We start from the raw sequence: 26,366 nt of genomic DNA on the forward strand, positions 1-26,366 counted from the left end.
ATAAATATAGTAAAATATCTCCTTACGCTCAGTGACCGGACTACAGGCATGGTCCATCCTTATTTTAAAAAAAAATATCTTTTTTCCCGCAGATTTTTTATCGATTTGTTACAATGACAGCAACTAATACTTAATGAGATAGTCATTGATCTGCATTTTGATCTTACCCGTTTTGGTTTCCATACTGCGCATTTTCTTCCGGTCGATAGTAGTGCCCTTGCCCATGAAATTGAGTGGTATTTTTAGTTTTTCGATGGCGAAGGTGGCTTCCACATTATTTGGCAGGATATCTTTTAGCTGCGCATAGTTCATCAGCAGGGTATAGGAACCTTCCTTGCGGGTGTTAATTTCCGACTGTACGATGCGGACTGCTTTGGTATCCATATAGAGTGTAGCCAAAGCCAGGTCTGACTGATTGGTAGTGGGAATAATGTTGATCACTTTTAATGATCTGCCGTTGCGTTTCTCCGTTCCCCTGTCTACCGTGATGAACGGATACCTGAAGATCTCAGATAATGAAAAATCGAGCCCCCGTTTTGGCAGCATCACAAAGTCTTTTGATGAGAATACCATTTTCTTCCCTACGGCATAATTGATTTTGGCCGTTTTTGTGGGCATTTTTATAAAGGGAACATCGAGCTCCAGTATCAGGGATGCCGAGAACTGTTTCACTGAGTCCATTCGCTTTTTGATACGCATCAGGTCCTGGTCGACTTGTTGTGCGCTGGCAAGCTGTGTGGCAAATAAAAGAAATATAAACAGGGTCTTAATCATCCGATATCTTTTTTATGAAATACATATGTACCTGCGGCTCCAAATGCAAGGGTGTAAAGTAGAAGTAAAGCGTTATTGATCAGAATTTGTGTCCAGTCCAGCTCGTAATAGAAAAGCTGCTGCCAGGTATCGATAAGCTTCGGAAAAAAGAAGCTGTTGATCGCGGGGATAACGAAGTCTACTTTTAACAGCAGCGTGGTGATGATCAGGAACAGCGCTGCGGCAATCCAGGTTTTGGCTGCCTCCTTGATGAAAATGGCCAGCGTAAGGCTAACTACACAATAAAAGACCATAGCTACCGCGCCTGAAGCAAAGGCCCAGCATATCCGGTGAAAAGCGTCCTTAGCCTCAAAAAAGTTTAGTGTATTGAGGTAAACTACCAGGTCACCGCCTCCAAAGATAGCGTAGGCTAAAATGAAGGTGGTTAACATCATGAAGCCGATAACGAGGATGGTGAACAACACAGCAATGATGTATTTTGCCGTGATAAATTTCCACTTTTTAACGGCCTGCAGCATGACAGTCTGCATGGTGCCGTCTTTATATTCATCCGTTACTATTCCCGAGGTGACGATCATCAGGATCAGAGGCACATTGAACCACAAAGAGTTTAGTACGATGTACATGATCAGGTTGCCGTTTAACAGTGTTCCTTCGAAGTAAAACGACTGTTTGAGGTTATCCAGTAAGAGGTCAAGAATGGTACTTCCCTGGAAATAGGCAGTGATCAGAATTAACGTTTCAATCACCATGATTGACCCCAGTGCGTAGTATGTTTTGCTTTGTTTTACAAGCTTTAAAAGTTCAGCTGACAGCAGTAATCTCATTAAATTGCCTTTTTGATTAGTTGTTCCAATGTTAACACAGGTGTGCAGGCGGTAACCTGGATGCCTTCTTTGAGCAGTTCGGTTAGTAAGGAGGGAATATCCCTGGCCTCACAAGTCACTCTCGCATCATTGGTGCCCATTTCTACCTCATAATTTTTTAAAATTGCAGAAGCAGTCAGGTTTGATGCCGTGATGCTGAAACTGGTAATGTGGGCATTGATGAGCGCATTGGTGGGGCCCGAATTCACAATTTCTCCCTTTTCAATGACATAGAGGAAATGGCAGCATTTGCTGATCTCGCCCATCATATGCGAGGACAATAAAATGGCTATATTTTCTTCCTCCGCCAGCTTCCTGATTAAGGTGATTAAAGAGGCCACGCCTATCGGGTCGAGCCCGGAGAACGGTTCATCCAGTACCAGGCATTCAGGATCATTGATCAGTGCGATGGCTATTCCCAGCCGCTGTTTCATCCCGAGGGAAAAGTTGCTTACGGGGTCTTTACGGTCAAGGGGCAGGCCTACCTTCAGGAGGGTTTGTTCGATTGAAAGTTTATCTGCCGGTGCTCCCTGTATGCCTGCGAAGATTTTGATGTTGTCATACGCATTCAGGAAATTATATAGTCCGGGCCTTTCGATGATACCTCCAACCGGTTTGGACCGCTTTGAATTGATGGTCACCTCACCATGATCGGGTTTGACCAGTCCGCATAAGATCTTAAACAGGGTAGTTTTTCCTGCACCATTTCTTCCCAGCAGTCCGCAAATTTGTCCAGGGGAAATATGAATGGACACGTCATTTAATGCTTTTCCGGAAGAATAGCTTTTACTTAAATTATTTCCTGCAAGCATTTATTCAGCTATTTTATAATTGACACCCTGGTCACGGAAGTTGAACCTGGGTTTGTAATATTTCTCGAGAAAGGTACGGGAAACAAAAGACTTCCTGAACAGGAACAAGGGGTCCTGGATCATAAATTTCGGTATGAAATGATACCATCTGATACCAATTCTTTGATAGTAACTGATTACCTCATTTTCCATACCCAGTTCTTTCGCGGCTACGAGGAAAGCTGTACGCTGACATTTCGATCCCATATAGGGAGCGGCAATTTTAGGACTGAAGCCATGAATATACAGGTTGTCTTTTATCCTTTTATAATTCTGGAAGCGTGACCAGGCATCCATGATCACCAGGAAAATATGGGTAAAGGCAAACAGCAGGCAGCCCAGCCAAAACACCATGAAAAAGGCAGCCTCATCCAGATAGGCATTCTTTAATTTGGTCCAGTAAAACCAAGACTCCATAACAAACAGGATTACAGAAAAATGTAATAAGATGCCCACGTTCCAATAAGACACCGCTATACCGGGTTGTTTAGGTATCTTCTCATGATCCACACTACTTCTATCAGCAACCATATAACTTCTTTGCGACATCAACTAATTCTCATGTTTAACGTAAAAACTGCTATTAAGATACACTATTCATCCCATAAACAGGTCTGGAAATGCCAAATATCAGCTTGTAAAAACTAATATTATAAATAAACCTGAATTCTAAACTATTTGGCAGTGATTACCAGGGAAAGTTGTTGAAAATGTAGCTTTATACTCGCTAAAACGAATATTTTTAATATTTATGACATTTTGATTTGCTGATAAATACTGCGCCTGATGGTTTGGCAGTTTCAGTAAAAATAATGAAGCCCAATGGAAAATTCCACTGGGCTTCATTGTGCCTTCAACCCTGCCTGAACTGCTGATTATCTGTTTTAGGAAGCGGCAGGATAAATAATTTCTGGTAAGAATATTAAGGCTTTATTAATTTATATACTTTAATATTGTCAATCTGCATGCTATTTGGAAGAGCAGGGGCAATGTCATTTCCTGCAAAGTTACCGCCAACTGTCAGATCAATGTTGATAAAGAAAGGCTTCATGAATTCGTCCGTACCGTTTACGCCGTTGGCAATATTAATGGTATTGTATAATACATCGTTCACATAATACCTGATTTCATTTTCATCCCATTCCACTGCATAAATATCAAATTGAGCGGGATAGCTGGTGGCAGTTTTCCGGCTAACAGCAAACCCTCCGTTATCCCATTGAATTCCACCATTTATCACCGTATCATTGTTTTTGTGTTGCATGATATCAATTTCACCACTTTGTGGCAGGCCAACTGTTGGGAAATTTATTCCCTGCATCGTTAGTTCTGAAGTTAAACCACGGCCATTCGCATTGCTTATCTGTGCTTCAATACGACCTCTCAGGATAGAAAATTTTCCGGCGGTAGTAATTTTTCCGGAAGTGTATTGCTGTCCGTCAAGGGGAATTTTACTGGCTGTAAGGACCAGTCCGTTTGAACGGAGATGAACTGCATCAGCCGAGTAAGCCTGAAGTTCATTGTTAACGTGCTGATTTCCGGTTACAATGGTCCATTTTGTACTGTCTAACTGAGTTCCATCGAATTCGTCAGACCATACGAGTTCAAATGCAGCTTTGCTCCCGGTTGTTCTTCTGAGCAGTGACTGTGCATTCTTGCCTGATTCCGGCAGGTTATTGGAGTCATCCTCTTTTTTTTTGCAGGAGGTTGCAATTACAGCAAACATTAAAAAGGCAATCGCTGTCTTCAGGGTAAAAAATTGTTTTTTCATATTGGTTTTTGATTAATTGCTATGGAATACCTTTGGTATGTGTTTTTCTATATGTGAATCTTAATAAAGTAACCGTTTTATTTGGATGTTTTTAATCCCCTATATTGGTGATATCTGTTTGTTAGATAGTTTGTTGTAACTTTATTTGACGCTGAAAACTTAAGTTACGATGATAAAATCTATTAAAAATGCAGAACACTATAAATGGGGCGATAACTGTGACGGCTGGCATCTGTTAAAAACAGACAATTTAAGTGTTATTCAGGAGAAGATGCCATTGGGCGCTTTTGAAAAGCGTCATTTCCATGGGCAGGCACAACAACTGTTCTATATCTTATCAGGTACGGCAACTTTTGAAATGGATGGGGAGGTCTTTATTTTAAACGCCGGGGAAAGTATTCATGTGCCAAAGGGTGCGAAACATTTTATTTCTAACCATGGCTCAGCAGAGCTGGGGTTCCTGGTTATTTCTGAACCGAAATCACACGGTGACAGAACAGAAGTTTCTTAATTTATCAGTGTGTACTATGGGATAATATTAATTTAATGTTTTTTTCATCTTGGATAGCGTGTTTTGCGGTTCTATACATTCCAATTCTTCATGAAAAAAATAATCTCCGCCCTGTCCGTTTTATCGGTTGCACTGGTAGCCTATATTCCTTCTTCGTTAAACATGAGCCTGAGTAAGGCAGTAACGATCGATTCACTGGGGGCCTGCCAGGGCATATCGTTTCAGAAAGGGCGTGTTTTTCTATATGGCGACAGAGAGGTTGGAATGGTCAGGGAATATCAGCTGAGAAAAGACAGCCTGGTAGATCTGCATAAAGAATACCTCCTGACCCTGAACGGGAAAGACCTGATCAGCCATCCTACAGGTATTGCCTATATTCCCGGAAAACCTGCATTTATTGGCAATTCGATAAGGATGAATAAAGAAGGCACACAATGGAAAGCTGTAATTTACCAGGTAAACTGGGAAGGCCTGTTAAAAACGGGTACACTTGACGGTAATGTGATCAGCACCATAGAGGATGACGCCTGTATACAGGGAACGCGGCCCGAGTATGTAAAATATGCCGGGAAATGGTATGTAGCTACGGCTGATTATGGTGATATACAGAATGAAGTCCGTCTTTATGATCCTGAGCAGTTAAGCAAAGTATCAAAAACCAGTGATAAAGGTGTGGTATTTAAGAAATTCACCTGTACACCCTGGGTTCAGAACCTGCATTGGATAGCTGATAAGGGCATCCTTGTATTGATACAAAATCAGGCTGAAGGCAAAAAATGGCGCTTTACCTATCTGGATTTCAAAAAATCTGTAGCGAGCGGCAGGCAGGAAGTGATCAAAGTGGTTGAGATTGACAGGGCTGATGAGCTGGAAGGTTTTGCTTTTACCGGAAACGACAAAGAAGGTATTGCCGTGACATCGTCAAGGGTTAATAACGTTAATTTCATGAAGCTGGACTGGTAAACTTCAGGCTTAACTAAAAAATATAATGGTAACGATGGCACCCAGCCAATACAATACTTCAATTGATACGATCGGCTGGTGCCATTTGTTCTTCAGGTTAATCTTCATCTATCTAAGGTACAGATTTGATAATACCACAGGCCTATTGATAGAATGAATAGGCCGCACTATTTTTTTAAATTATCACTGAACTATGTTTACTTATAAACCAAAGACGTTCCAGTATTATAATTCAATAGGACTTGTTAAATAATAAATATTTATTGATAATCAATAAATATTTATTATTATTGTATATAACATAAAAGTCATGAAAATACTAGGAAACAAATCGTTATCTGCAGTTATCTCAATAATTCTTAATTTTGTATGGTGGATTGAATGGGCCTTTGCTGCCGTTTTTATAATAATGATGTGGATTTCTATTCACATTAGAGGTGAATGTGTTTTACCACTCCCCGTCACTTTCTCTGAAATCACCATAGGGACAGTTCAAAGTATCAATAAGACCTTCCCTGGTGGGCACATTAATACAACTAATGGGATTTTGTCCTTACAGGTTCAAGCAAATATTATTAATGTAGTACTGTTAGCGATTGGTTATGGGTTTATATTTGCCTTGATTAGCATTATTACTTATCAATTAAAAATGATTTTCTCCAATTTTAAGAAGCATTTACCATTTAACACCTTAAATATTTATAGAATCAGAAATATAGCTATAGTATTAATTGCCTATTCAGTGGTGCAGTGGCTATATGTAGTTCTTGTCAATACGATTTTAAACTCTCAAATTAAATGGCGGCACATGGAGCTCAGTTATTCCTTTAACGTGAATTATGCGCTAATGGGAGTTATATTGATTATTGTTGCAGGTATATTTCAAATTGGTCTTTCTCTTGAAGAAGAAAAGCAACTAACAATATAGTAATGGGAATTGTAATTAACCTGGATGTTATGATGGCAAAAAGAAAGATGTCGTTGAATACATTATCCGAGCAAGTAGGAATCACTTTATCAAATTTATCAATATTGAAGCAGGGGAAGGCCAAAGCTATACGTTTGAGCACACTAGAATTAATATGTAAAGTCTTAGAATGTCAGCCGGGTGATATAATTGCATATGAACCAGACGACATAATCGCCTGATACTCCCCTGGAAATTATAGGTCGCGATTATTATAACGTTTATTGCCTTGGCTATTCTGCTTGATTCTGGTTATTTTTGTTAACCCATAAGATTTTCACGCGGTTCTGTTTTCACACTGTAACCGTGTGAAAAAGCGTGTGAGTTTTAAAAGTGAAGAATCATTGTGATGTGAATGTATGATCAACTATTGAAAGTAATTCATCCAAATACCCGATTAAGATTATAAGTCCCGATTATTTCAACTTAAATTTGCAAAGCGCAAACAAATTGCTACTCACGGGGGATTAGCTCTTTTGGCTAGAGCGCTTGCCTGGCAGGCACTCGGTAATCCGTCTCAAAGGTTGTTTAAAGCCTTATTTTATCCTTCTCTATTCTTGTCACAGGAAATTCACAGGTCATCTAACCTTGTATATATTATTTGTTAATTATTGTAATATAGTAATTTGCTCTGTTTAAATCCCTTCATCACAAAAGCTATAATATCCATGCTTAGAGATTATTAGATGATCAAGTATTTGGAGATCCAGTAATTTACCTGCTTCTCTTAATTTTTTGGTAACAGCAATATCTTCCTGACTTGGGTCAGTTTCGCCACTTGGATGGTTATGTGCTAATATGATCCCACTGGCACATGCTTTTAAAGCTATCGCAAAAATGACTTTGGGATCTGCGACGGTGCCACTTATCCCACCCGAAGAAATGTTTACAACACCTAAAACCCTGTTTCTCCTGTTCAATAACAGTATTTTAAACTCTTCTAGGAACTCCAATTTACCATCGTCCCAGTGATCCATTAGAATGTTATAAGCATCCTTAGAACCACTGATTTTAGGTCTATCAGCTACTTTGTAATTTGGTCTGTAGAAAATTTCAACTTCAGACACTTTGAATAATGTGTTTTGCACCATAATGATTTATTTAATTATGGTACTTCAACCAAGCTTTGAACTCAAATAAGTAAAGGAGGAACGGAATAAATGGGCGGTGTGATTGCCGTGTGCGTTTATGCCGGAAATTCCTTTAAACGTTTTGAGTTGACAAGCTTACCTTCGTGGAATAATTAATAATCGTTTGTGAATTAAAGAACATAATAAATTGCCTCCTTTAAAATTTAAACAATTGTCAATCGACTTTTTGACTCAAAACCTCTAGATAAATTACTGCAATCCAATTTAGAATATGTTCATTGACACATTTATAAAACTCATCTATTTCCGCTAATTCCATTGAACTAAAATTATCATTATAATCCCCTGCTAATAGATGAAAATATCTGTTTCTTAGATCAAATATCAAACTAGTCAACCCTCTTCTTGAAATAACTATCTTCGAATTTGGAGTACTGTGATTAAGTGTAATATTCTTGTTCTTGTCACATAATTTCTTGATGGCTTTGAAATATTGAGCATCCAAATCTACAGAAGTGGAATTAATGCTAATTTCCAAATTAACATCTAATAGACTCTGATCATCCTTAAATAAATGCACATTTACGAAGTTCTTGAAAAAACTCACTTCTCCATCCGCCTTTGCGAAGAAATCTTTTAAACTGGTATACGTCTTTTCATAGCTAGTAGATCTTGATGCATAATATAACGGAAAGCAGTAAGATATTAATTCAGTTGCACGATAAAGATGTAAAAAGGCTGTAGCATGAGATTTATTCTCTTTCTGGTAAAAATAATTAGTTACCTCTAATAGTAAGCTTTCAAAATATACTTTATTACCATATCTAATTGAGCTATTATAATATTCTTCCAATTTGCTTGGCCTAATAGTATTTAATTTAAGAATATCCTTTATAAGTTTCGCCGAAATTTTACCATTGTAAATATAATCTAAATTAAAATAGTTTATCCTTTGTTCAAATTTTGTTCTTTTGAACTTGTTTTTCACTTTCAAGGTTCCTGAAAGTAATCTAAAAAGAATAATTTCGTCTAGACTCCTACTATTAACCCTTAAAAATTCAGGAAGTGCATTTAATGATCTGCCTGTTAAAGATTCCGAATATTGAAACTGTTTGAATTTTGCCACACTAGTCTACTTGAGATAATGTATCAATTAGTTCTAGATCATCACTATCTTGAAGAACATCCCAATTCTTTACATAATAGCTAACTAAATTCCTTCTGATCCTACCTACCTTTATCTTTGAATAATTAAATGATTGAAAGGCCACCTCAAACATTTTAATGCCTTTAGAAAACGAATCAACATCAATCACTGATAGATTTATATAATTTTTCTTGATTCCTACGCAAAAACCTATCAAGTTATTGATATTTCTGAACCATTTGTAAATATCAGCTTGTTCTGAAAATTTATTTATCAAATCAATAACATTCACAAACTCCACTCCGTCCTCTGTTACATTCGAATCAAGGATTTTATCTGCTATTAGCTCATCCAACTTGTCCTCTATAATTTTCTGATTTTCAATATTTGTGGAATTAGCTAAAAAAGCCAAATACCCTTTAACAAAGTCAGCTTTATTAAAGGCGATTTTTATCTTATGTTCTTTAAGCTTCTTCTCGGTGAAGACCGGAATGTCTGAGTTCTCAAACTCAAATACATTTGTTGTTAGTATTTCAATTTGATGTCTTGCCGACATCGGCTTCTGGCCATTATTTAGAGTGATCATTCTATAAAGTAGATTGTCCATAGATGAACATATAACTATATTTAGAAACAATATTCCCGTTAAATCTAAATTGGGCTGATTTTTTATAGTTCTGCTTAAGGTATTGAGTCTTTGTATACCATCCAAAATAAATCCGTCTTGAATATTATCTAGTAAATAGGCTTTCATTTCACCTGATTCCGTGATGTCAAGTCCCTTTGGATCTATAAATGCTAGAGTCAGGGCTGGCATAATGCATCCTTTTACTATATCTTTTTCAAGCCTATTATAAAACTTACTATCTTGGATATTTCTTTGAATTTCTAATCTAGATATAAGCGGTACTAAACTCTCATTTGCAAATTTATAATCAGTAGAAGCAGTAACATATCGACTTTTTATTACTTTATCAAAGTCAATAGAATGTATATCTAATTTCATTATCAGCTGTTTTTAAGGTAATGTAATAAATTTATTTATTCTTTTAATATCTCTTAGTTGTATTTAGGGCATGCATTATTTATCTTTCTTCATTATGGCTGCTCCTCTCTTTAAACTTGGTGGAAATGATCGATAAATAATCCTTCTTTTATCAAAACTCGAGGATTGCGTTGAACATTCAGTGTCATCGGTATTTCTAACAAACTTCGGAGCAATCAACATTATGCTTCCAATGAAAAATGCTAAAATCCTCAATGATTCGTAGTTTGCAATCTCTTTATTCAAGTAAACCGCATCTGGGTGCCTTTCCTCCTCTGAATAGATTTTCCAATGATCTCTATAGGCCTTAAAATTTATCAGGAATCTAACGCTATCACCTGGGTGATTTTCAGCATACTGATGAGACGTAATAGTCCATAGGTTATCTAATTTATTATGAATTTTATAATAGTCAAATTCTTGCTTGGAACTTAAGATGGTATTTTCAGATTGTTGAATGAAGGAAGTTAAAAGAATTATAATCAATCCTATTCCTTCAATTTTGTTTAGAGTACGCTGTGTCATTTATTGCACTATGAAGGATTATTTTAAAAAAAGATTTATGACCTTGCACTGCATATCAGTGTCACTTTTTAATAAGAATAAAATAAAAATTTGTTACATTTCTGATAGTTACAAACAGGACGTGAAGGATTAACAGCGCATCAATTGAAGCAATAAGATTTGCTTTTAGTGTGTATATTTCATTGTTAAAATTAAAAGAAGACAAAAATAAATTAAAAATGATCAGAAAAACCTCCATTATGACAGAGTAAGTATATGTTATAATCATTACATCAAATACACTGACTGTTCGATATTGGCTAATACGGCACGCTGTTATTTTTTTTATTTCATCAATATTTGCGGTACTTGCAGTAATCAACAATGTTATTACAGCAATTGAAAATCCTACAAGAACTCCTAAAAGACTAATCGAGTTATCAACCAACGAATTTATTGTACTACTAATTTGGCTGTTGGTACGGTTTAATATGAAATACAAAATAGATAATATTAAGGGTAACACCCAATCTGAAAGAATGTCTCTTCTTTTGATAGCTCTAAAATAATCAATAATTAGTAAAACGAATTCTATATTCATATTAAAGTGCTAATGCAATATCTCTCATTTGCTCAAATATTTGTTCAGAACTAATCTCTCCAGTCAGTCTATTAATTTCTGCTTCTACAAACTCGGTTTTTGCTATTAATTCTGTGTCAATGATTACATCGTTATCCTGATCGTTTTTACCTCTTACACGGATTTTATGTATTTTTGATCTCCCTCCATTCAACCTATTGAAAGCATCAGTTAGCGCATTATTAATAGACATTCCTCTTTCTGCTTTTATTGTAAGCTTAACGTCATGCTTCACAGGTTCTATACGCGAAGAAAAATTTAAAGCATCAGATCCTAATATTTGCTTATCAACATAAAGTTCTCCTTCAATTACTCTTGTTAAATTATTTAGTTCTTGGAGAAAATCATCTTTGGCAATGACATCAAACCCTAGAGAGTAGCTTCGCTCTTCATTTTTTGTCGCGTGATAAGATATGGCAAATTTGTTTAAATAGTTAACTATCTGTTGAATCTTTAGTGTGCCTACGCCCTGTTCCACAATCATTAAAACCTCATCATGACTGATGCGGAAAACGACATGAGTTTTAACCCTTTCACCTTCTGAGATCAGTTTTGGATTTTCTCTTTCCGAACCAGATTCTCTATCTATTAAAGGTGCTCGGTATTTATTTGTTGCCGAATAAAACACAACTTTACAAAGTGAGTTATCCTCTTCCATTGATTCTATTCTACAGAATTTGTTACTCGGTAAATCATATTGTCTAGCTAGTATTTCCAAGCCTACAGCATAATTCATAATTTCTTTGCAATTTAGGGCTGGTTCTATCTCTCCTCCTTGATTTACATAATTTCTTTTTGTTAAGTCATAGAATAAAACTTTTTTTGAGCTCATATTTGATTGTGTTTATTGGATATTACTTCAGAACCAAAGATAAAATAATGCTCATGATTAGCAATTTTTTGATAGTTTTTTACCTGAAAATCCGGAATTCAGTCTTAATGCTTAATTGCATGCTTTATATCTTACTTAAAATAAATCCTCTAATATATTCTGCAATCTCTTCTACTCTATAATGTAGTTTGGTATTCATTTCAGCTGAATATTTCCATCTGCTCCAGATTTGTAATTCTTCTATATTTTTAACATGAAACTCCTTGATATGGTAATTTTCATTTCTTAGAAAATTAATAGAGTTGGCATATTCCTTGCCTCTGTCTTGTTCAGCCATCAATATTAAATGTGGATTCCAACCTATCACTTTTATGGAGTCACTTAATGCAATTCCCGATTCTGTAGGTGAACTGGGAAGAATATATGCATCTATCTTTACCATATCAAAATTCGGAGTAAAGGGGCTTAATCCATATCTCATCCCTTTTTTAAGTACTGTAACTTTTTTATGTGTATGATAAATGTCGAGAAATCGCCTTATCGTGGTTGTTTTTCCAACGTTTTGATCACCTAAAATAATTATTGCTAAATTTTTGATCATATTTCAAGTATGGTTGTTTGCTAACGAGTTCTCAATATAAACAACAGTATTATATACGATCCAACAACCATCTTACTTCAGTCTATCATTTATAATGCTAACACATTAATTCAATTATTAGTAAATTTTAGATATGTTGGAAACCTATGATTATATCTATTTATGCCGTGAGGATGTCTCTTAATTTATCTAGGTTATCAACATTAATCGTCAAATCTTGAATATTAATATCACCATTTATATATAATCCAAGAGATAGAAATAAGTGACCTAGATAATATATGTAATTGGATGCTTTTAGCGAATCTAAGTTTTTGTATTCACTATTTAATCTCTGTACCACATTTCCATGAACGCTATTATTTCGAATTGAATAAAGTATAATCCTGAATATGAAATTAATGAATTCTTCATCGGAATTAAATATCGCAGTATAAGATTGGTTACTTACTGAATTTGACATTTGTGTAGTTTTATTAACAATTAGCTCCTTAAGTTTATTAGCAAGACTTACTGGAATACTTTTAGATTTTTGTAGGTCCGTAATTCCTAAATCCACGTAATTGTTAACTACAGTAGGGGCGGAGATTCTGCTGTAAGAACTTCCATAAGTATAAAAAATGGACTGATAGATATTTGGGAAACTCTTTTTAAACGTTTTGAAACTTGAGCTGATTAGAAATGTAGGAATTCCAGCTCCTTCAGAAGCAGAACCTTTTAGGATATGGTTACTTACAAACTTCAAAGTTTTAACTGGAATCAATTTCACATATTCATTAAGTAAATCTAGTAATGTTAGATTTCCTGTTAATGGTTCATTTTTTATCAGGTTAATCTTCTTAATGAAAGTGTCAATCGCTTCACTTTCCTTTAATAAATTAGTTTGACTTTCTGTTAACTTATGTTTTGTGGCTATGGAATTGTAAGTATTATTAATAGACATCCAGAGATATGTAAATGCCATATCTGGCCTGTCTGGCAGACAATAATAGGAATCGATTAAACTTGACAAGGCTACAGCGGGAACCCTATTATTTGAGAGCCATATCTCATTGATCCAATTATTGCTGTAAATTGGTGTAATTGAATGGTCGATTTTTTTTATATCAGAATAGAGTGCTTTTAAATGTTCCTCTCTTGTGTAATTGTTTAACAGTGTAATAGACGCTAACATGATTATTAAGATTTTTACGAATATAGCTCTTTCACATTAATATCAGTGCTCACCGCCTGCGAACTGAGCGAAGGTGTCAATTGGAGAAGCACAAAGTGCGTCAATTGACTTTGTTTTAACACAAGCAACTGGTGGGATATTTGCATCGAATATCGTATCAGTTGTGAAGCCTGAGCGATTACGCAGGTGAGCTGCACTGGAAAAAGCATTAGATTTATTAAAGGTGTGACGCAGTTAGCCTTTAATGAAGATAAGAAGCTTTTTATGAGTAACGCCGCTTGCTTTGAGCATAAAGAATGACAGATTCCCAATCTGGCGTTATTTTATGCAAAGCTTAGTAGTTACGAATACCGATCTTCCTGGGTGTTGCTTTGATAACACCACAGGATTACTGAGAGAACGACTGGTTCGCAGTGTTTAAAGTGAGCTGCACCAACTCCGTACAATCACTGAATAAAGACTAAAGCTTCCCATTCATCCGTGTAAGCCGCTAATGGAGGGATGGGAAGACTTTAGGATGTTTTGACTAATAGATAGCAATTATCTTCTTTCAATGATGTTACCACAGTTCTTGCATTTATATCTCCAAACCTTCCCACTTCCGTCACTTTTCCAACCTGAACCAATGAAAGTTGTACCAGTATTGGAGCATCTATTGCAGGTAATCTTATCTTTCTGGGATGTAAGATTCCGTATGACTATAATAACAATTACAATCAATGGAAATAAGAGTAGAACTCCCATAATTTAGAAATAAACGGTTTGTCCTAACCTGCTGATGAAAGCTTTATATTCAAAATATTCAGCCATTGGATCGGAATCTATTAGTTTGGAGGGTTTAACTGGTTCTCCACTTTGATCCGACCATGACGAATCTGTAAGTTTTTTTGATGCTATTATAAAGACCCCGTATCTATTCTCTACAATTTTCAGTCTGATTTTAATCGGCTTCTTAGTATAACTATTTAAATAATAGGCATCAACCAAAGATCCTTCAGATTTTAAAGATGAGTTAGTTTGTGTTTCTTCAGCACCTTCTACGGGTAATGCTTTGTATTCCATTATTCCCCCAGTTTGAGATTTTGCTGTAATGGCTCCAAGAACTAGGAGCAGCAGAATAAGACTTCGTTTCATATGATTTTAAATCTATATCGGTAGTCCCATTCCGATGTTTAAAACAAAATAGCGTGGAACTTAACTAAGTCTGCCCTAAGAGGCTCTGGAAAAGCCCATGCAACAAACAAGCTAAGCCCACGCTATTATTGCGCAGGCATTAGGCTTATCTGTCCTTGTGCTTGTAAATTTTCCAGATTTCTTAGGCAAAGACTGATAGCTAACGCTATATTTTAAATAAAGTAACTTCTATGTGTAGATTAATATGCTGGTTTCACCCTCCGCTTTTTTTTACAGTAAAGATATAAAGAAGAATGAAACCAGTATATATTCCGGTAATATTTTAAGATGGTACTTTCTCTTCTGTATTAATCGTGACATGATCCTGTGGATCTGACAATAATCTATTAATAAAGAAGGGTTGTATATCAGTGGCTGAATGATCTAACCGAATGCAATTTTCAATATTGATATCACCTACAACAGCATTTGTATTGTTAAAAACAATCCTGAGCATTCTGTTAAAGAGTTTATCTCCGAATTTCTCTAAAGCTACTTCATCATATGAAATGTAGATCATATAATATCCAAAACGATTATTTGTAAGAGTAAAGTTGTGGAAGTACGATATAAATTCATTGATAAGATTAGTTTCCTTCCCGGATTTTGTATGATTAATAGTTACACTCATTCTATATTTTAAACTATCAAAGGCGGTTAATAACTCCTTTGTATCCTTAACGATATTATGGTACGCTTGTTCTACGTTTTCATTTCTTTGCTGAAGATTCTGTTCTAACTGGATCTCTTCTGATTCTTTAATGACAGTCATTTTGTTTGGGGTTTTAAGGGTGGATAATTGTGATTTTTTGGACATAGTGGTAGCTGATCCGGTTCTCGGATTAAGATTTAAGGGTTAAAAAATGAGTTAATTTACCTGTGCGACCTATGATTTTGTTAATGTTTACTGGTTGGTGCCAGCTCATTAATCTGTTATTTTTAAATATCGGTCTCTAGGTCTGAAAGATGAATGGGCAGAAATCTGTTCCCCTTCATGATAGCGCCAGGGGTATTAACGTTCAGACGCTTGACGAGCGGGGCACATATAATATAAAAAAAATTAAAAATTTGGCTTAAACCAAAAATACCCTGGCTGATAAGCCAGGGTATTTCTGTTGTCAATTGTTCAGACACTTAATAAGTTAATATAAGCCCACCTAATAACTACTGTCTGAAATCCTGATTAGCGACAGCTAATAGGTTATAATAGCACCTTTTAAATCTTAATGTCTGAAAGGTTTGCGCAATTCGATTCCATTTTTTGGTCTACCAATGGTATATCCCTTTACTTCCGTACCGTCCTCTTTATAATATATTGTAGTCCTGGTGGAAATTTCAAACCATTCTCCCAATTGTTTGATTGTTGCCCTCAATTTAACACCATGTTTTTCATAGTATATATTCAAGTACTTCCTTATCTGATTTCCTGTTAGCTTTCTTCCCTCGTTAAATATAGCCAAGAAGGAAAACATCAGCTTATAGTAACTATCACTATTTTTGATCTTGCTGAGTTTATAAGCTTCTTCAATCTTCTTTTCATTGAACTTCAGTTCCCTGATCTTTTCGATTCCTAATTCATGAAAATAGCGGTACTTTGTTTGATGTGTTTTGATTAGGTCAATAAATGCAAAGTTGATATTTAAAGTAAATGGCGTTTGCTCTTCAACATCAGCGTACATTTTGAACAATTCACATATGTGTTCCATAGCTAATGTACGTGAGAGTCCTTTTTTTAACCTGTCTAAGTCTTTATCTTCCAAGTTGTAGTTTTCTGGTATATGATTTACTAGAAAACGTCCTGCTTCATCGTAAGAATTAATTATATAATTTCTGGATTTATAATATCCTCGAATGCGGTTGGCATGAATATCATTGTCAATCATAAAATGACAGATGTCCATAGTGGTCTTATTAAGAAATTTATTAAATGAACAAGTTCTCAGTGCTTCATCTAAAACGAAGTAGGTTCCTGAGTTGTGATTGTTATTGGATTGATCTCTTAACTGCTTTATCATGTAATAGCCGTCCTTCAATCCATTGATGTAAGCCTTAACTTCCAGGGCAGAAACACTTTTAAGCGATGCATCCCAGTTAGTAATATGCGCTAAATGATTTATTCCATTTCGTGCTCTCCCGGCAATTTGTATAATATCAGTTTGTGCATCCAAAACAGAATGGGCAACATTTACAACATCACTTATAATAAGTACGTTTGGTTTACCATCGACCTTTAAATCAAAAGCGGTGAAGAAGCGACTGGTGAAGAAGTTGTATTTCTTAAATTTACCCTTATCCCAATGTTCAGTCGCATCCCTTATGTTATTTGCAATTAAAATATCAGCACTCTCCTTCGAACAGAAGACCTGAGATTCTTCTTGAATCTTTAAAAACGTTATTACTGCGGCAATTCGCTCGGTTGAGTTTATAAAAATGAGGTAGTGTTCATTCTTGTTTTTAGCTAAATAGTTCCGTAAAGTTGAAGCAATATTATTTGTTGTATAAAGGTCAATTGGCATCTTGGACATAGTCTCAGGTGTTATTATAAAATCTTCAAATTGATGCTCTGCAAAGCGTGGATCACTTGGTGCCAATGGTGTTGCAGAAATAAATGACCTCTTTTTGAACTTAAAGAAGTAGTTCATTACTTGAATAATCCCCTCTCGAAAGTTAGCATCCTGAATTAGCTTCTCACATTCATCAACTAATAGGAAAAACTTCTGATAAACGTCGATTCCAAGTTCATCGCAGGCATCGATTATCTTTTTCATGCCTTCTGGAGTTGTCACTAGTTTATATTTATCTCTTTTACTGCTCAAGAAATCAATAATATCATCGGTCTTGGTTTTCTCATAGATTGGTAACACGTCTAAGTTTCTGATGATCTCAAGTCCATCATTCGTTTGAACTTCTTTCCATTGTTTACCGAGTATTACTGGGATGTATGGTTCAACGATGATGCTCCATCTATTACAGAAAATCTCCAAATGTGTAGCTCCGCATCCGGTTAAGTATTTATATATAATTTTATTAGCTGGCAACTTCGTGATGATATCGCCTAGATATTTACCTTCCGGTAAGAATAAGTTATTGTACATTTAAAAAGAAATTTAAAAGCCCACGATAGGGGCTTTAGGTAGGTTAATCTATTTGCTAGCTTCTTCGATTAAATCTGACAAATTGAAATCTGTGTTTATTAGGCCGTCCGCATAGTCCTTGATGAATTTACCGATGTTTTCTACATCATAAATTGTAGTTTCAATTCTAACTCTGCCTTTAGTAAAGATTACATAGTAGTACTCCTGTTGATTTACAAGATGGGTTTGCTTAAGTACCGTATTGCGTATTGCAAATCCTTCCTGACAGCAATTAAAAAAGTTGTTGTACTGTTTAAAAAGTCTGGGAGCAGCTTCTCTCATTTGTCCCATCATATTTTGAAAAGTGGTACGATTAAAATAGCCGACATTATCAGTGCCTTCAAAGAATGTTTCTTTGTTAACTATTAATCGTCCTTTGTTTTTTCCTGCCGAATTGGCTTCCAAAAATCTAAAGTTCATATTTATAATGCGCTTGTTTTATTGCGCACAGTAAAGGAACGAAGTCTATGAGGGGAGAATCAAGATTTTGTAAAAGTCAGAAATGCACCCGATAGCGGGTGATCTCTTCTATGGTCATTCTTAATAACTTCCTTGATAAAGTCAGCATGTCGAGACTTATCTAAAGGCAAAGTGTAATCCTTTTTTAAATTCATTCTTATCAAGGTACTACTATCAACATCCATTACCTTTCCTGCATATTTTAATGTATCAAATAGATAAAAGAGTTCATAGATGATTGAATTCTTTTTCTTGGAATAGACTGGCTTTGGAATGTACTTTTCAAAATATGCTGATAGAATTGAAGCTGTTTTGGCTACCATTTCACGTGCTATCAGTTTTCTGCTGTCCATATCTTCTCCTCTTAAATAAATTAGTTGTTCTAATGGCGGAATTTCAGGATAATCATCTAATATATAGCTGAGAGCTGTATTATTAAAAGATGTTTTCAGTGCTTGGTAAATCATTTTAACAATGAACCTCCCAGATCCTTCATATAGTAATGGCACTGCTCCATTGCTATGTCTATCCTTTACCTGTATTGTAATAGGATCTTCTTCGTTGGTAGTATAACCTGTTTTGTTTTGTGCTTTTTTTATATTAATGTCATCAACCAATTTTTGGTAACCAATTAAGAAATCCAGAGCATTTAGGGTTTGCGTATCAGCATTACGAATAATGTCCAGATTAGTTAGATCATGAGTAATCTTTTGATTAATGTATAATATGTCTCCGGCAGCATCCTCTGGAATGCCATATTTTTCAATTAGAAGAAGATACCTGCTTTCAAATGCATTTTGTTCACCCTCGTTTATCTCTAAGAGGATTTCCATATTTATTATAAGCGGTTCACCATCAGATGGATATTGATTATGTAGATCCTCTAACATAGGATAGAAGTGTTTGAGCTTACTAATATTTACAGGTACTTTGTCATGAACCATAAAAAGGATTTAAAGCGGAATAATTACTACTCCGCTCTAAAGGTATCTAACTGTTTACAGAATTTGCAACCTTTTCATTGGCATTATCAATAACGTCTTGATCAAATGAATCTAGGTACACAGCGGTAGTCTTATTTCCATATTCATGCCCAAGGCACTCTGCTATAATTTCAATGCTAAATCCAAGCTTTTTGCATATGGTCGCCCATGAGTGCCGAGAGGTATAAGTTGTAATAGTCTCTTCAGTTTCTATTAACTCAGCCATGCGTTTCAAATATTTATTTGCGAATCTAGTGCGGTCCTTAATTAGACGTAGACGTTCCTCATCATTCTTAGTTGTCCTATTTATTATGGGGAGTATATATCCCTGCGGCTGTTTCTTGTATAGTTCAATTATTGTCAATGCTTGTGGTACTAATTTGATATCATAAAGTTTACCGGTCTTCTGACGTTTGTATGTGATTCTTCCCTTTTTAATATTGCTAGAGGTCAATAATGCCTGATCAACAAAGGAAATACCCATCAAGTAAAAAGAGAGCATGAACCAATTCCTTACATGCCATATTGACGATCGCTCTGGTAGATCTAAAGCAATAATCTCCTTTATAAGCAATTTATCAATGGCGCGCTTCTTTGTCTTCTCGGCCTTCAACGTTATGTCATTAAAAGGATATAGATTCCTGTCAACAATCTTATGCTTGATCGCTTTATTATAAAATGCTCGTAGTGTTCGCAAATAAAAGAATGCTGTGTTGTGCTTCACACCACTTCTGACCAGATGTTTATTGTACTTATCTAAGAACTGGAAATCTATGTCCTCGAAGTAAAGCTGTTCATTAGGATGAAACTTCTGTAAAGCATTCAAAGCTGATGTATATACCCATGCATTGCCAATGTTACCGTCTATCTTTAATTCGTCAATAAGGGAATTTGTGAAACCAAATACCGTCAGTTTCGGTTTAACTGATTCCTTGATAATAGGTATAGGATTCAGATACTGCTGTACTTTTGCATCTTCTGCAAATAGCAGACTGGATTGTAAATCTGCCAACTGCTTGATCAGCATTCTATTCAACATCTGGGCTTGTGGGTGAATACTTTTTATCGTTTTCTTCTTATCATCCCATTGCTTCTCGCTGACATAGAGCTTACTTGATCTGGTAGTTGATTTTCCTAAATGGTAGATACCGAAGCATATTGGGTAAGTACCATCTTTCTTTACTTTTCTTTTGTCTAAGTTGACTGTAATAGTTACCATAACGTTGTTAGTTATGGTTAGATGTCCTGTAATTTTCACATGTTTTTCACAGGATTTTCACATGTTGTACTGAATAATGCTGTGATTTATTCATGCCATCCCTGAAACCAGGAAAGAGAAAGAGATCTCAGTTGAAGCGCTATCTAAGTGTCATAAGTGCTTCAAATAGCTTTTATGGTGGCAAAAGCCACTTATTTCAACTTAAATTTGCAAACCACAAACTAATTACTACTTTTGCGACCCACGGGGGATTAGCTCATTTGGCTAGAGCGCTTGCCTGGCAGGCAAGAGGTGACCGGTTCGAATCCGGTATTCTCCACTCTTTTTAAAGCCCTTCAGTGCATGCTGAAGGGCTTTTTTGCTAGATACAATAATTTTACTAGTATGTCACGCAACAGATCAAATACGGTTAATAAAGGGAAAGAGAAATCTTCTGTGAACCCGTTGGTCAAAATGATGGCAGATAAGCGATGCATTATCGATGCCATTCAGGATGGAAAAGATTTGTCTACTTTAAAAGGCATTAAGATTGTCTCTCCGATATAAACTGACTCTTATAGAACAAGGTATTTGATATTCATATCAACAACTTTGATTTGACTATGAAAAAGAATTATAAACAGTAATATATTTGATCATAAGTGTTAAGCATTTTTAATTTTACACATATCGATATGAATAGCGGAACAACAGACGATCTTAAGAACGATAAAAATATTGCCCCTGAACAAAATAAATCACAGGAATTTTCGCCGGAGAAACCCGGCGAAGGAGTTGACGCATCTGCGGAAAATACTGGCGACCAAACAAGTAAGATAACATTCTATGTGAGTTATGAAGGTGATAGTACTATGCGTTTCGACCTCGATTATTATATGAATGTACATTGCCCCTTGTTAAAGGATGCTTGGGATGATTATGGTTTAGAGCGTTCCAGTGTCTACCTGCCTGCTGATAAAGAGGCTGCCAGCATATTAATTTGGGCGGGTATTTTTAAAGACAGGGCTACGTTAGACGCAGCATTTAAGGCTCCCCTGACTCAAAAGGTAATGGAAGATATTAAAAATTTCACTGATATAGTACCAACACGTAGTATCGGCGAAACATTTAAGTACAATGACTAAGCAATTGCAGAAGCAGCACCAAACGGTTAGGGATGTAGAACTTTCCTACTCCATTCAGGGTAGTGGCTCCCCGGTTTTACTGATCCACGGTTGGCCACAGACACAGGATGAATGGCGTCATGTTGTTCCTTTACTTACTAATGATCATACCGTCATCACAGTTAGCCTGCCGGGAATAGATGGTTCCGGCCCGTCGAAAGAGGGGTATTCCAAAAAGGAACTTGCCCGGTATATCCACGACCTCCTTGTTAAATTAGGGCATAATAAAATTACGGTAGTTGGCCACGACATTGGTGGGCAGGTTGCTTATGCCTATTCAAAGCAATTTCCTGAAGAGGTGGAGGCTGTTGTCATCATTGATGTGCCCATCCCCGGCTTGCCCGGTTGGGAACATGAACGGGGAAAATGGCCAAGATGGCATTTTGCATTTCATCAGCAGAAAGACCTTCCCGAAATACTGGTACGGAACAACGTGGCCGATTATCTGAATTACTTTTTTAAAGGATTATCTTACAATAAGCAGGCGATGAACGATGCTGAAGTCCAGCCTTTCATTGAAGCATATTCCAATGAAACAACTTTAGTTGCAGGTTTTGAACTTTACAGAGCATTTGATCAGGATGCAGAGGACAATAAAAATATATTACCAAAACTGAAAATGCCTGTATTGGCAATAGCAGGCGAACATTCACGGATGAAAGGCCCTGTATATGGACAATTGAAAGAAGCCGCTGAACAGCTAATCGGAGCCATTGCGCCAAATTGCAGTCATTATATACCAGAAGAAAACCCGGAATGGCTGGCAAAGCGAATTATAAAATTTATTGCTGATAAGGAATGAGCAACAAGGTTAAGAGCCGGCCCCGGCTTCCGGAAGTTTCATGAAATATGTTTGGAAGCCAAAATCAGCATGATCATAGACTTCAAATCCGAAACGTTCGTACCAGGTTAAATTTTTTTGTCCGCATGTTTCTAAACAAACAGCAAGGCTGGATTCATCTGCAAGCTCAATTACCTGTTTTAATAAAGATGATCCTGTACCATTATTATTATAATCAGGATATACTCCAATAAACCAGATGTATAGAAATTTTTCTTTTGGCCACTTTCCATGAATAGTTTTTTCATAGTCGAAGAATTTCAATGTGCCCTTTATATCGAATGACTTAGCAATTGTCCTCAGATCCAGCCAAAGTAACCTTAGATTATACTTCTGCTTTTCTGAATATGTAATCAACGCGCAACCTTTACGGTCGTCAGATAAATATATTTCTCCAAGAATTCTTGTATATTTTACACAATACATTAAAGAATCATAGATCCTTTGTTTCCTTTTTTTATCTTGTTTAATCATTAAATTGAACATAGGATCCTTATCAAAGGACTGGCTGAGAATTTCAATTACCAGCCAGTCATCATTTTTAGTTGCTTTTATCATACATAATTTCTTTTCGTAAAAATGTAAATAAATTTATACGGCTTATATACCCAAACCTGGGGAGAAGTAGTTTCAGCTATGCTCTGCTGCTGGCTTGTACGGTTGCCAGTAAATCATGCGGATAGCCTAAAGTAACCGCGCTCAACTGATCGAGCTGGCTGATATGATCCAGACTTAACTGGACAGAAACAGCTTTTAAACCATCATTCAAATGATGAATTGTGCGTGCACCGATTATTGGGAAAACACCTTTTGACAAAACCCATGCTAAAGCTATCTGACCGGGTGTGAAACCAAGTTCTTCTGCAATGACAAACAGCTGGTCAATCACTGCTTTCGTGGTCTCATTTTCATGGTAATCCGAAGTCGGGTTCTGGGTTATACGTCCGGTTTCACCCTTACGGTATTTTCCGGTTAGCAATCCACCGGCTAATGGTGAATATGCCATTGAGCCTAAGCCAAATTGTGCAGCCATAGGGAGAAATTCACGGTCGGCACTGCGCTGCAATAAGTTATACTCAATCTGAATGGCTGTTAATTTTGTCAGACTTGCAATGGAGGCCACCTTCCAGGCAGGAAAGTTTGCTAAACCTGTATATAGCACCTTACCGGCATTCACCAGATCTTCCAGGCCTCTTAAAATTTCATCCAGAGGGGTTATACCATCATCAAAATGCGGCATATAAATATCTATATAATCTGTCTTTAAGCGCTTCAAGCTTGATTCCACGCCTTGCCTCATTGCCTTACGGTGATTCCCGTAATTGCTGATCGCCGGATTCACTTCGTCGCTTCTTGTGTATCTCGTGGAAATGATAAAGTTGCTCCGCTGATGTTCAATGAATTTTCCAATAATCTCTTCAGACTCCCCGAGCTGATACCGGTCGGAAGTATCTATAATATTTCCTCCTGCATCTGCGTAAGCGGTTAATATCTTTGTGGAATCCTCTGAATTTATACCGGAAGGGGTTCGTGTTCCAAAACCAGCACCACCTAAAATAATTTCACTGGCATATAAACCCGTGTTTGTTCCAAATAATTTATGCTTCATGAGTCAAAATTACTTATACAGGCTGCGGCATACAAGTACGGCTAATTTTAGCTATATCTAATAGTATATTTGAATGACTTACATTTTATTGTTAAATTAAATACTGATGTACAAAAAAAAGATACCGGTTTCACTGGATTGCGGTTTACACCTGTTCATGGAAGTGATTAACGGGAAATGGAAGATCAGTCTGATCTGGTGTATTCACTCGGGCATCAAACGCCCTGGCGAACTGCAGCGGAAAATGCCCAAAGCGTCAAGGAGGGTTTTAGATACACAGCTCAAACAGCTGACAGATCATGGTATTCTCTTCAAAATCACTTACAGTGAACTTCCTTTAAAGGTGGAATACGAATTGACTCCTTTGGGAAAAACGCTCATACCCGTGATTGCTTTTACTGCCCGATGGGGAGAAGATCATAGGGAAACACTGGAGAAAATGATAACAGCAGGGGAGTAACGACTTTAACTGTGTTAGTTCAGTTAACATCTCCTCCTGCAACCCGCTTTATTTCAGCAGCTCCCGCGAAACCTGCGCACAGATTTTACTGAAAGCAAAATCCCTTTTTTTATTTTTTATACATTTACACCATCTAAAGAGAAGAAATGATAAAAGACATAATTATAGAAATAGAGGGTGTATATATTACTGATTTCAATACCAAATTGATAAAGCCTCCTTTTACCGAAGCTACGGATGACGGCATAAGCATGATGTTTACTGATATTGATGAATTAAAAAGCTATCATGAAAGCCTTTTACCGGCGGATGAGGAGCAGCCAAACGAAATTAAAAGTAAGGTTGCTGCGGCGGTGAAAAAAGCTTTACGCAGTAATAAAAATGCTTTGGACGCCACACGTACCTATGCAGAATCATTGTTCTCCTTCATTTTTAATGCCGATGCCCACAGAAAAGACAGGCTGATGATCCTTGATACGCTGATAGCTGATGTTCAGGAATCCGGTAGCAGCCTCGAAATGCAAAAAGCAATAATAGATGCAACTTTTGAACTGGGCGATTTATCGAAGAACGATAAATCTAAATTTTTTGAGTTTGCCCATAATGAAGTGGATTATTATTTTGAAAAGATCAAAGCCGAACTGGTAAAGGAACTGACGGATCTCAGAAAAGGGTTGTTGAGTTAACGCATTTGTATATCATAGCAAAGCCCTGCAGGTCATTCCGGCAGGGCTTTGCTATGATATACCCTTTTTTTCATTTCTGTTTAGTTAACCATATGTTAACATCAACTTAATTTATCGCTTACCTTGGGTCGGTAAGTTTGTCCGGATCAATACAGACAAACTAATGGCCAGGATTTTTCACGAATTAAGTGATGATGATTTACTGCAATTGTGCAGTAGGGATGATTGTCGTGCTTTTAATGTGATTTTTGACCGGTATGCCCCGAGGTTATACAAACTGGGTATGCGATATCTGAAAGATCAGTTCATAGTTGAAGCACTGGCAATTGATCTTTTGTATAACATATGGGAGAGGAGACATTCTTAAACAGGGAATGAGGATACCGGTGATGGGTCTTGATTTTAAAAGTAAGGACGGGCATTTGCCTGCCGGGATTTTTATTGATAAATAACTGGTGATAATGCACGATCTTTGAACCATGAATTCAATCCCGGATGAACTAACCGATCTTTTACATTACTGCCATTCTTTAGCCAAATTACTGTTAGAAGAACAGGGTGAGTTCTACCCTTTTGGAGTGTATCTGAATCCCGGTAATGTCATCACGCAGCGCATGTTTCATGATGGCGATGATTTTCCGCTGAGCACGGGTTTGATCAATATTATAAAATATGATTTTGATCATCAGCTGGCGGCCGGAAGTATTTTAGGCGCTGCAATTACCTATGAGGCGAAGATCACGAATGAACAATATAGAAAATCTGTACAGGTAATTGCAGTCAGGCTCAGTAATTCCCGCCTGCAGCCGGGCATGTTCTGTTATTTGCCTTACAGGATTACGGATAATAAGATTGAATACCTGCCCAGCTGGACGGAGATCGAATAGTTGGGGTTAAACCTT

31 protein-coding genes and 1 tRNA gene are annotated in these 26,366 nt (G+C 36.6%); 11 read left to right on the forward strand and 21 right to left on the reverse strand.

Going from position 1 to position 26,366, the window contains the following annotated elements; all coding sequences use genetic code 11:
* Positions 1 to 123: 123 nt before the first annotated feature.
* The 5 genes from BLW16_RS10890 to BLW16_RS10910 form a co-directional block, all read right to left on the reverse strand.
* A complete protein-coding gene (locus BLW16_RS10890; RefSeq protein WP_090556613.1) occupies positions 124 to 774 on the reverse strand; it encodes a hypothetical protein in 651 nt (216 codons plus the stop codon).
* The gene (locus BLW16_RS10895; RefSeq protein ID WP_090556614.1) at positions 771 to 1,601 is read right to left on the reverse strand and encodes an ABC transporter permease; all 831 of its coding nucleotides are present in this window, start codon (positions 1,599 to 1,601) and stop codon (positions 771 to 773) included. Before BLW16_RS10895 ends, BLW16_RS10890 begins: the two co-directional genes overlap by 4 nt.
* The gene (locus tag BLW16_RS10900; RefSeq protein WP_090556615.1) at positions 1,601 to 2,452 is read right to left on the reverse strand and encodes an ABC transporter ATP-binding protein; all 852 of its coding nucleotides are present in this window, start codon (positions 2,450 to 2,452) and stop codon (positions 1,601 to 1,603) included. Before BLW16_RS10900 ends, BLW16_RS10895 begins: the two co-directional genes overlap by 1 nt.
* A complete protein-coding gene (locus BLW16_RS10905) occupies positions 2,453 to 3,040 on the reverse strand; it encodes a hypothetical protein (RefSeq protein WP_245735223.1) in 588 nt (195 codons plus the stop codon).
* Between the two features lie 373 nt (positions 3,041 to 3,413).
* Positions 3,414 to 4,262 (reverse strand): glycoside hydrolase family 16 protein, encoded by an 849-nt coding sequence (locus tag BLW16_RS10910; protein ID WP_090556616.1) that lies wholly within the window; start codon positions 4,260 to 4,262, stop codon positions 3,414 to 3,416.
* Between the two features lie 169 nt (positions 4,263 to 4,431).
* Here BLW16_RS10910 and BLW16_RS10915 point away from each other — a divergent pair, with 169 nt between their 5' ends.
* The 4 genes from BLW16_RS10915 (at position 4,432) to BLW16_RS10930 (ending at position 6,885) form a co-directional block, all read left to right on the forward strand.
* Complete coding sequence (locus BLW16_RS10915) at positions 4,432 to 4,773, forward strand: cupin domain-containing protein (protein WP_090556617.1); 342 nt, start codon at positions 4,432 to 4,434, stop codon at positions 4,771 to 4,773.
* A 90-nt stretch (positions 4,774 to 4,863) separates the two neighbouring features.
* Positions 4,864 to 5,736 carry a hypothetical protein gene (locus tag BLW16_RS10920; RefSeq protein WP_090556618.1) on the forward strand — a complete coding sequence of 291 codons (873 nt, stop codon included), beginning with the start codon at positions 4,864 to 4,866 and terminating at the stop codon, positions 5,734 to 5,736.
* A 310-nt stretch (positions 5,737 to 6,046) separates the two neighbouring features.
* Positions 6,047 to 6,664, forward strand: a complete 618-nt coding sequence (locus BLW16_RS10925) for a DUF2975 domain-containing protein (protein ID WP_090556619.1) — start codon at positions 6,047 to 6,049, stop codon at positions 6,662 to 6,664.
* Between the two features lie 29 nt (positions 6,665 to 6,693).
* The gene (locus BLW16_RS10930; RefSeq protein ID WP_449415903.1) at positions 6,694 to 6,885 is read left to right on the forward strand and encodes a helix-turn-helix domain-containing protein; all 192 of its coding nucleotides are present in this window, start codon (positions 6,694 to 6,696) and stop codon (positions 6,883 to 6,885) included.
* A 453-nt stretch (positions 6,886 to 7,338) separates the two neighbouring features.
* Here the strand turns inward: BLW16_RS10930 and BLW16_RS10935 are convergent, their stop codons facing one another.
* From BLW16_RS10935 to BLW16_RS11005, 14 genes are all read right to left on the reverse strand, one after another.
* The gene (locus BLW16_RS10935; RefSeq protein ID WP_090556621.1) at positions 7,339 to 7,794 is read right to left on the reverse strand and encodes a JAB domain-containing protein; all 456 of its coding nucleotides are present in this window, start codon (positions 7,792 to 7,794) and stop codon (positions 7,339 to 7,341) included.
* A gap of 214 nt (positions 7,795 to 8,008) precedes the next feature.
* On the reverse strand, positions 8,009 to 8,920 hold the full coding sequence (locus BLW16_RS10940; protein WP_090556622.1) for a hypothetical protein: 912 nt from the start codon (positions 8,918 to 8,920) through the stop codon (positions 8,009 to 8,011).
* 1 nt (position 8,921) lies between these two features.
* Positions 8,922 to 9,947, reverse strand: coding sequence for a hypothetical protein (locus BLW16_RS10945; protein ID WP_090556623.1), 1,026 nt, complete (start codon positions 9,945 to 9,947; stop codon positions 8,922 to 8,924).
* Positions 9,948 to 10,022: 75 nt separating this feature from the next.
* Positions 10,023 to 10,511, reverse strand: coding sequence for a hypothetical protein (locus BLW16_RS10950; RefSeq protein ID WP_090556624.1), 489 nt, complete (start codon positions 10,509 to 10,511; stop codon positions 10,023 to 10,025).
* Positions 10,512 to 10,572: 61 nt separating this feature from the next.
* Entirely contained in the window at positions 10,573 to 11,091 is a 519-nt protein-coding gene (locus tag BLW16_RS10955; RefSeq protein WP_090556625.1) for a hypothetical protein, read from the reverse strand.
* 1 nt (position 11,092) lies between these two features.
* Positions 11,093 to 11,962, reverse strand: a complete 870-nt coding sequence (locus BLW16_RS10960) for a hypothetical protein (RefSeq protein ID WP_090556626.1) — start codon at positions 11,960 to 11,962, stop codon at positions 11,093 to 11,095.
* A 124-nt stretch (positions 11,963 to 12,086) separates the two neighbouring features.
* Positions 12,087 to 12,563, reverse strand: a complete 477-nt coding sequence (locus BLW16_RS10965; RefSeq protein WP_090556627.1) for a P-loop NTPase family protein — start codon at positions 12,561 to 12,563, stop codon at positions 12,087 to 12,089.
* A gap of 160 nt (positions 12,564 to 12,723) precedes the next feature.
* Positions 12,724 to 13,737, reverse strand: a complete 1,014-nt coding sequence (locus BLW16_RS10970) for a hypothetical protein (RefSeq protein WP_139298308.1) — start codon at positions 13,735 to 13,737, stop codon at positions 12,724 to 12,726.
* Between the two features lie 747 nt (positions 13,738 to 14,484).
* Positions 14,485 to 14,871, reverse strand: a complete 387-nt coding sequence (locus BLW16_RS10980) for a hypothetical protein (RefSeq protein ID WP_090556630.1) — start codon at positions 14,869 to 14,871, stop codon at positions 14,485 to 14,487.
* 322 nt (positions 14,872 to 15,193) lie between these two features.
* Positions 15,194 to 15,682, reverse strand: coding sequence for a hypothetical protein (locus BLW16_RS10985; protein ID WP_090556631.1), 489 nt, complete (start codon positions 15,680 to 15,682; stop codon positions 15,194 to 15,196).
* 451 nt (positions 15,683 to 16,133) lie between these two features.
* The gene (locus BLW16_RS10990) at positions 16,134 to 18,005 is read right to left on the reverse strand and encodes a DEAD/DEAH box helicase family protein (RefSeq protein ID WP_090556632.1); all 1,872 of its coding nucleotides are present in this window, start codon (positions 18,003 to 18,005) and stop codon (positions 16,134 to 16,136) included.
* A 48-nt stretch (positions 18,006 to 18,053) separates the two neighbouring features.
* Complete coding sequence (locus BLW16_RS10995; protein ID WP_090556633.1) at positions 18,054 to 18,464, reverse strand: hypothetical protein; 411 nt, start codon at positions 18,462 to 18,464, stop codon at positions 18,054 to 18,056.
* A gap of 59 nt (positions 18,465 to 18,523) precedes the next feature.
* Entirely contained in the window at positions 18,524 to 19,393 is an 870-nt protein-coding gene (locus BLW16_RS11000) for a hypothetical protein (RefSeq protein ID WP_175470551.1), read from the reverse strand.
* 100 nt (positions 19,394 to 19,493) lie between these two features.
* Positions 19,494 to 20,705, reverse strand: a complete 1,212-nt coding sequence (locus tag BLW16_RS11005) for a site-specific integrase (RefSeq protein ID WP_090556635.1) — start codon at positions 20,703 to 20,705, stop codon at positions 19,494 to 19,496.
* A gap of 245 nt (positions 20,706 to 20,950) precedes the next feature.
* Between BLW16_RS11005 and BLW16_RS11010 the strand changes: the two genes are divergently transcribed.
* The 4 genes from BLW16_RS11010 (at position 20,951) to BLW16_RS11025 (ending at position 22,670) form a co-directional block, all read left to right on the forward strand.
* Positions 20,951 to 21,024, forward strand: a tRNA-Ala gene (locus BLW16_RS11010).
* Between the two features lie 65 nt (positions 21,025 to 21,089).
* The gene (locus BLW16_RS23250; RefSeq protein WP_175470552.1) at positions 21,090 to 21,251 is read left to right on the forward strand and encodes a hypothetical protein; all 162 of its coding nucleotides are present in this window, start codon (positions 21,090 to 21,092) and stop codon (positions 21,249 to 21,251) included.
* 128 nt (positions 21,252 to 21,379) lie between these two features.
* Complete coding sequence (locus BLW16_RS11020) at positions 21,380 to 21,829, forward strand: EthD family reductase (RefSeq protein WP_090556637.1); 450 nt, start codon at positions 21,380 to 21,382, stop codon at positions 21,827 to 21,829.
* Positions 21,822 to 22,670 carry an alpha/beta fold hydrolase gene (locus BLW16_RS11025; RefSeq protein WP_090556638.1) on the forward strand — a complete coding sequence of 283 codons (849 nt, stop codon included), beginning with the start codon at positions 21,822 to 21,824 and terminating at the stop codon, positions 22,668 to 22,670. The genes BLW16_RS11020 and BLW16_RS11025 overlap by 8 nt, the downstream gene beginning before the upstream one ends.
* Positions 22,671 to 22,679: 9 nt before the next feature.
* On the opposite strand, the gene BLW16_RS11030 is transcribed toward BLW16_RS11025, so the two are convergent.
* Both BLW16_RS11030 and BLW16_RS11035 read right to left on the reverse strand, forming a co-directional pair.
* Positions 22,680 to 23,267: a GNAT family N-acetyltransferase gene (locus BLW16_RS11030; RefSeq protein WP_090556639.1), complete on the reverse strand. Its 588-nt coding sequence runs from the start codon at positions 23,265 to 23,267 to the stop codon at positions 22,680 to 22,682.
* Between the two features lie 76 nt (positions 23,268 to 23,343).
* Complete coding sequence (locus BLW16_RS11035) at positions 23,344 to 24,318, reverse strand: aldo/keto reductase (protein WP_090556640.1); 975 nt, start codon at positions 24,316 to 24,318, stop codon at positions 23,344 to 23,346.
* Between the two features lie 106 nt (positions 24,319 to 24,424).
* Here BLW16_RS11035 and BLW16_RS11040 point away from each other — a divergent pair, with 106 nt between their 5' ends.
* From BLW16_RS11040 to BLW16_RS11055, 3 genes are all read left to right on the forward strand, one after another.
* Positions 24,425 to 24,778: a winged helix-turn-helix transcriptional regulator gene (locus BLW16_RS11040; protein WP_090556641.1), complete on the forward strand. Its 354-nt coding sequence runs from the start codon at positions 24,425 to 24,427 to the stop codon at positions 24,776 to 24,778.
* Between the two features lie 146 nt (positions 24,779 to 24,924).
* Positions 24,925 to 25,464, forward strand: coding sequence for a hypothetical protein (locus tag BLW16_RS11045; RefSeq protein WP_090556642.1), 540 nt, complete (start codon positions 24,925 to 24,927; stop codon positions 25,462 to 25,464).
* A 479-nt stretch (positions 25,465 to 25,943) separates the two neighbouring features.
* The gene (locus BLW16_RS11055; RefSeq protein ID WP_090556644.1) at positions 25,944 to 26,351 is read left to right on the forward strand and encodes a hypothetical protein; all 408 of its coding nucleotides are present in this window, start codon (positions 25,944 to 25,946) and stop codon (positions 26,349 to 26,351) included.
* The last annotated feature ends 15 nt before the right edge of the window (positions 26,352 to 26,366 follow it).

It is taken from the genome of Pedobacter hartonius (genome assembly GCF_900107535.1).
Lineage (GTDB): Bacteria > Bacteroidota > Bacteroidia > Sphingobacteriales > Sphingobacteriaceae > Pedobacter > Pedobacter hartonius.

Bases quoted from the DNA above. Each gene is read 5' to 3' on its own strand.
- BLW16_RS10965 (WP_090556627.1), bottom strand. From the start codon at position 12,563: ATGATCAAAAATTTAGCAATAATTATTTTAGGTGATCAAAACGTTGGA.
- BLW16_RS11030 (WP_090556639.1), bottom strand. From the start codon at position 23,267: ATGATAAAAGCAACTAAAAATGATGACTGGCTGGTAATTGAAATTCTC.
- BLW16_RS10985 (WP_090556631.1), bottom strand. From the start codon at position 15,682: ATGACTGTCATTAAAGAATCAGAAGAGATCCAGTTAGAACAGAATCTT.
- BLW16_RS11055 (WP_090556644.1), top strand. From the start codon at position 25,944: ATGAATTCAATCCCGGATGAACTAACCGATCTTTTACATTACTGCCAT.
- BLW16_RS10890 (WP_090556613.1), bottom strand. From the start codon at position 774: ATGATTAAGACCCTGTTTATATTTCTTTTATTTGCCACACAGCTTGCC.
- BLW16_RS10935 (WP_090556621.1), bottom strand. From the start codon at position 7,794: ATGGTGCAAAACACATTATTCAAAGTGTCTGAAGTTGAAATTTTCTAC.
- BLW16_RS10910 (WP_090556616.1), bottom strand. From the start codon at position 4,262: ATGAAAAAACAATTTTTTACCCTGAAGACAGCGATTGCCTTTTTAATG.
- BLW16_RS10895 (WP_090556614.1), bottom strand. From the start codon at position 1,601: ATGAGATTACTGCTGTCAGCTGAACTTTTAAAGCTTGTAAAACAAAGC.
- BLW16_RS10955 (WP_090556625.1), bottom strand. From the start codon at position 11,091: ATGAATATAGAATTCGTTTTACTAATTATTGATTATTTTAGAGCTATC.
- BLW16_RS11005 (WP_090556635.1), bottom strand. From the start codon at position 20,705: ATGGTAACTATTACAGTCAACTTAGACAAAAGAAAAGTAAAGAAAGAT.
- BLW16_RS10915 (WP_090556617.1), top strand. From the start codon at position 4,432: ATGATAAAATCTATTAAAAATGCAGAACACTATAAATGGGGCGATAAC.
- BLW16_RS10950 (WP_090556624.1), bottom strand. From the start codon at position 10,511: ATGACACAGCGTACTCTAAACAAAATTGAAGGAATAGGATTGATTATA.
- BLW16_RS10920 (WP_090556618.1), top strand. From the start codon at position 4,864: ATGAAAAAAATAATCTCCGCCCTGTCCGTTTTATCGGTTGCACTGGTA.
- BLW16_RS10930 (WP_449415903.1), top strand. From the start codon at position 6,694: ATGATGGCAAAAAGAAAGATGTCGTTGAATACATTATCCGAGCAAGTA.
- BLW16_RS10960 (WP_090556626.1), bottom strand. From the start codon at position 11,962: ATGAGCTCAAAAAAAGTTTTATTCTATGACTTAACAAAAAGAAATTAT.
- BLW16_RS10900 (WP_090556615.1), bottom strand. From the start codon at position 2,452: ATGCTTGCAGGAAATAATTTAAGTAAAAGCTATTCTTCCGGAAAAGCA.
- BLW16_RS11045 (WP_090556642.1), top strand. From the start codon at position 24,925: ATGATAAAAGACATAATTATAGAAATAGAGGGTGTATATATTACTGAT.
- BLW16_RS11025 (WP_090556638.1), top strand. From the start codon at position 21,822: ATGACTAAGCAATTGCAGAAGCAGCACCAAACGGTTAGGGATGTAGAA.
- BLW16_RS11020 (WP_090556637.1), top strand. From the start codon at position 21,380: ATGAATAGCGGAACAACAGACGATCTTAAGAACGATAAAAATATTGCC.
- BLW16_RS10925 (WP_090556619.1), top strand. From the start codon at position 6,047: ATGAAAATACTAGGAAACAAATCGTTATCTGCAGTTATCTCAATAATT.
- BLW16_RS10990 (WP_090556632.1), bottom strand. From the start codon at position 18,005: ATGTACAATAACTTATTCTTACCGGAAGGTAAATATCTAGGCGATATC.
- BLW16_RS10995 (WP_090556633.1), bottom strand. From the start codon at position 18,464: ATGAACTTTAGATTTTTGGAAGCCAATTCGGCAGGAAAAAACAAAGGA.
- BLW16_RS11040 (WP_090556641.1), top strand. From the start codon at position 24,425: ATGTACAAAAAAAAGATACCGGTTTCACTGGATTGCGGTTTACACCTG.
- BLW16_RS23250 (WP_175470552.1), top strand. From the start codon at position 21,090: ATGTCACGCAACAGATCAAATACGGTTAATAAAGGGAAAGAGAAATCT.
- BLW16_RS10905 (WP_245735223.1), bottom strand. From the start codon at position 3,040: ATGTCGCAAAGAAGTTATATGGTTGCTGATAGAAGTAGTGTGGATCAT.
- BLW16_RS11000 (WP_175470551.1), bottom strand. From the start codon at position 19,393: ATGTTAGAGGATCTACATAATCAATATCCATCTGATGGTGAACCGCTT.
- BLW16_RS10970 (WP_139298308.1), bottom strand. From the start codon at position 13,737: ATGTTAGCGTCTATTACACTGTTAAACAATTACACAAGAGAGGAACAT.
- BLW16_RS11035 (WP_090556640.1), bottom strand. From the start codon at position 24,318: ATGAAGCATAAATTATTTGGAACAAACACGGGTTTATATGCCAGTGAA.
- BLW16_RS10945 (WP_090556623.1), bottom strand. From the start codon at position 9,947: ATGAAATTAGATATACATTCTATTGACTTTGATAAAGTAATAAAAAGT.
- BLW16_RS10980 (WP_090556630.1), bottom strand. From the start codon at position 14,871: ATGAAACGAAGTCTTATTCTGCTGCTCCTAGTTCTTGGAGCCATTACA.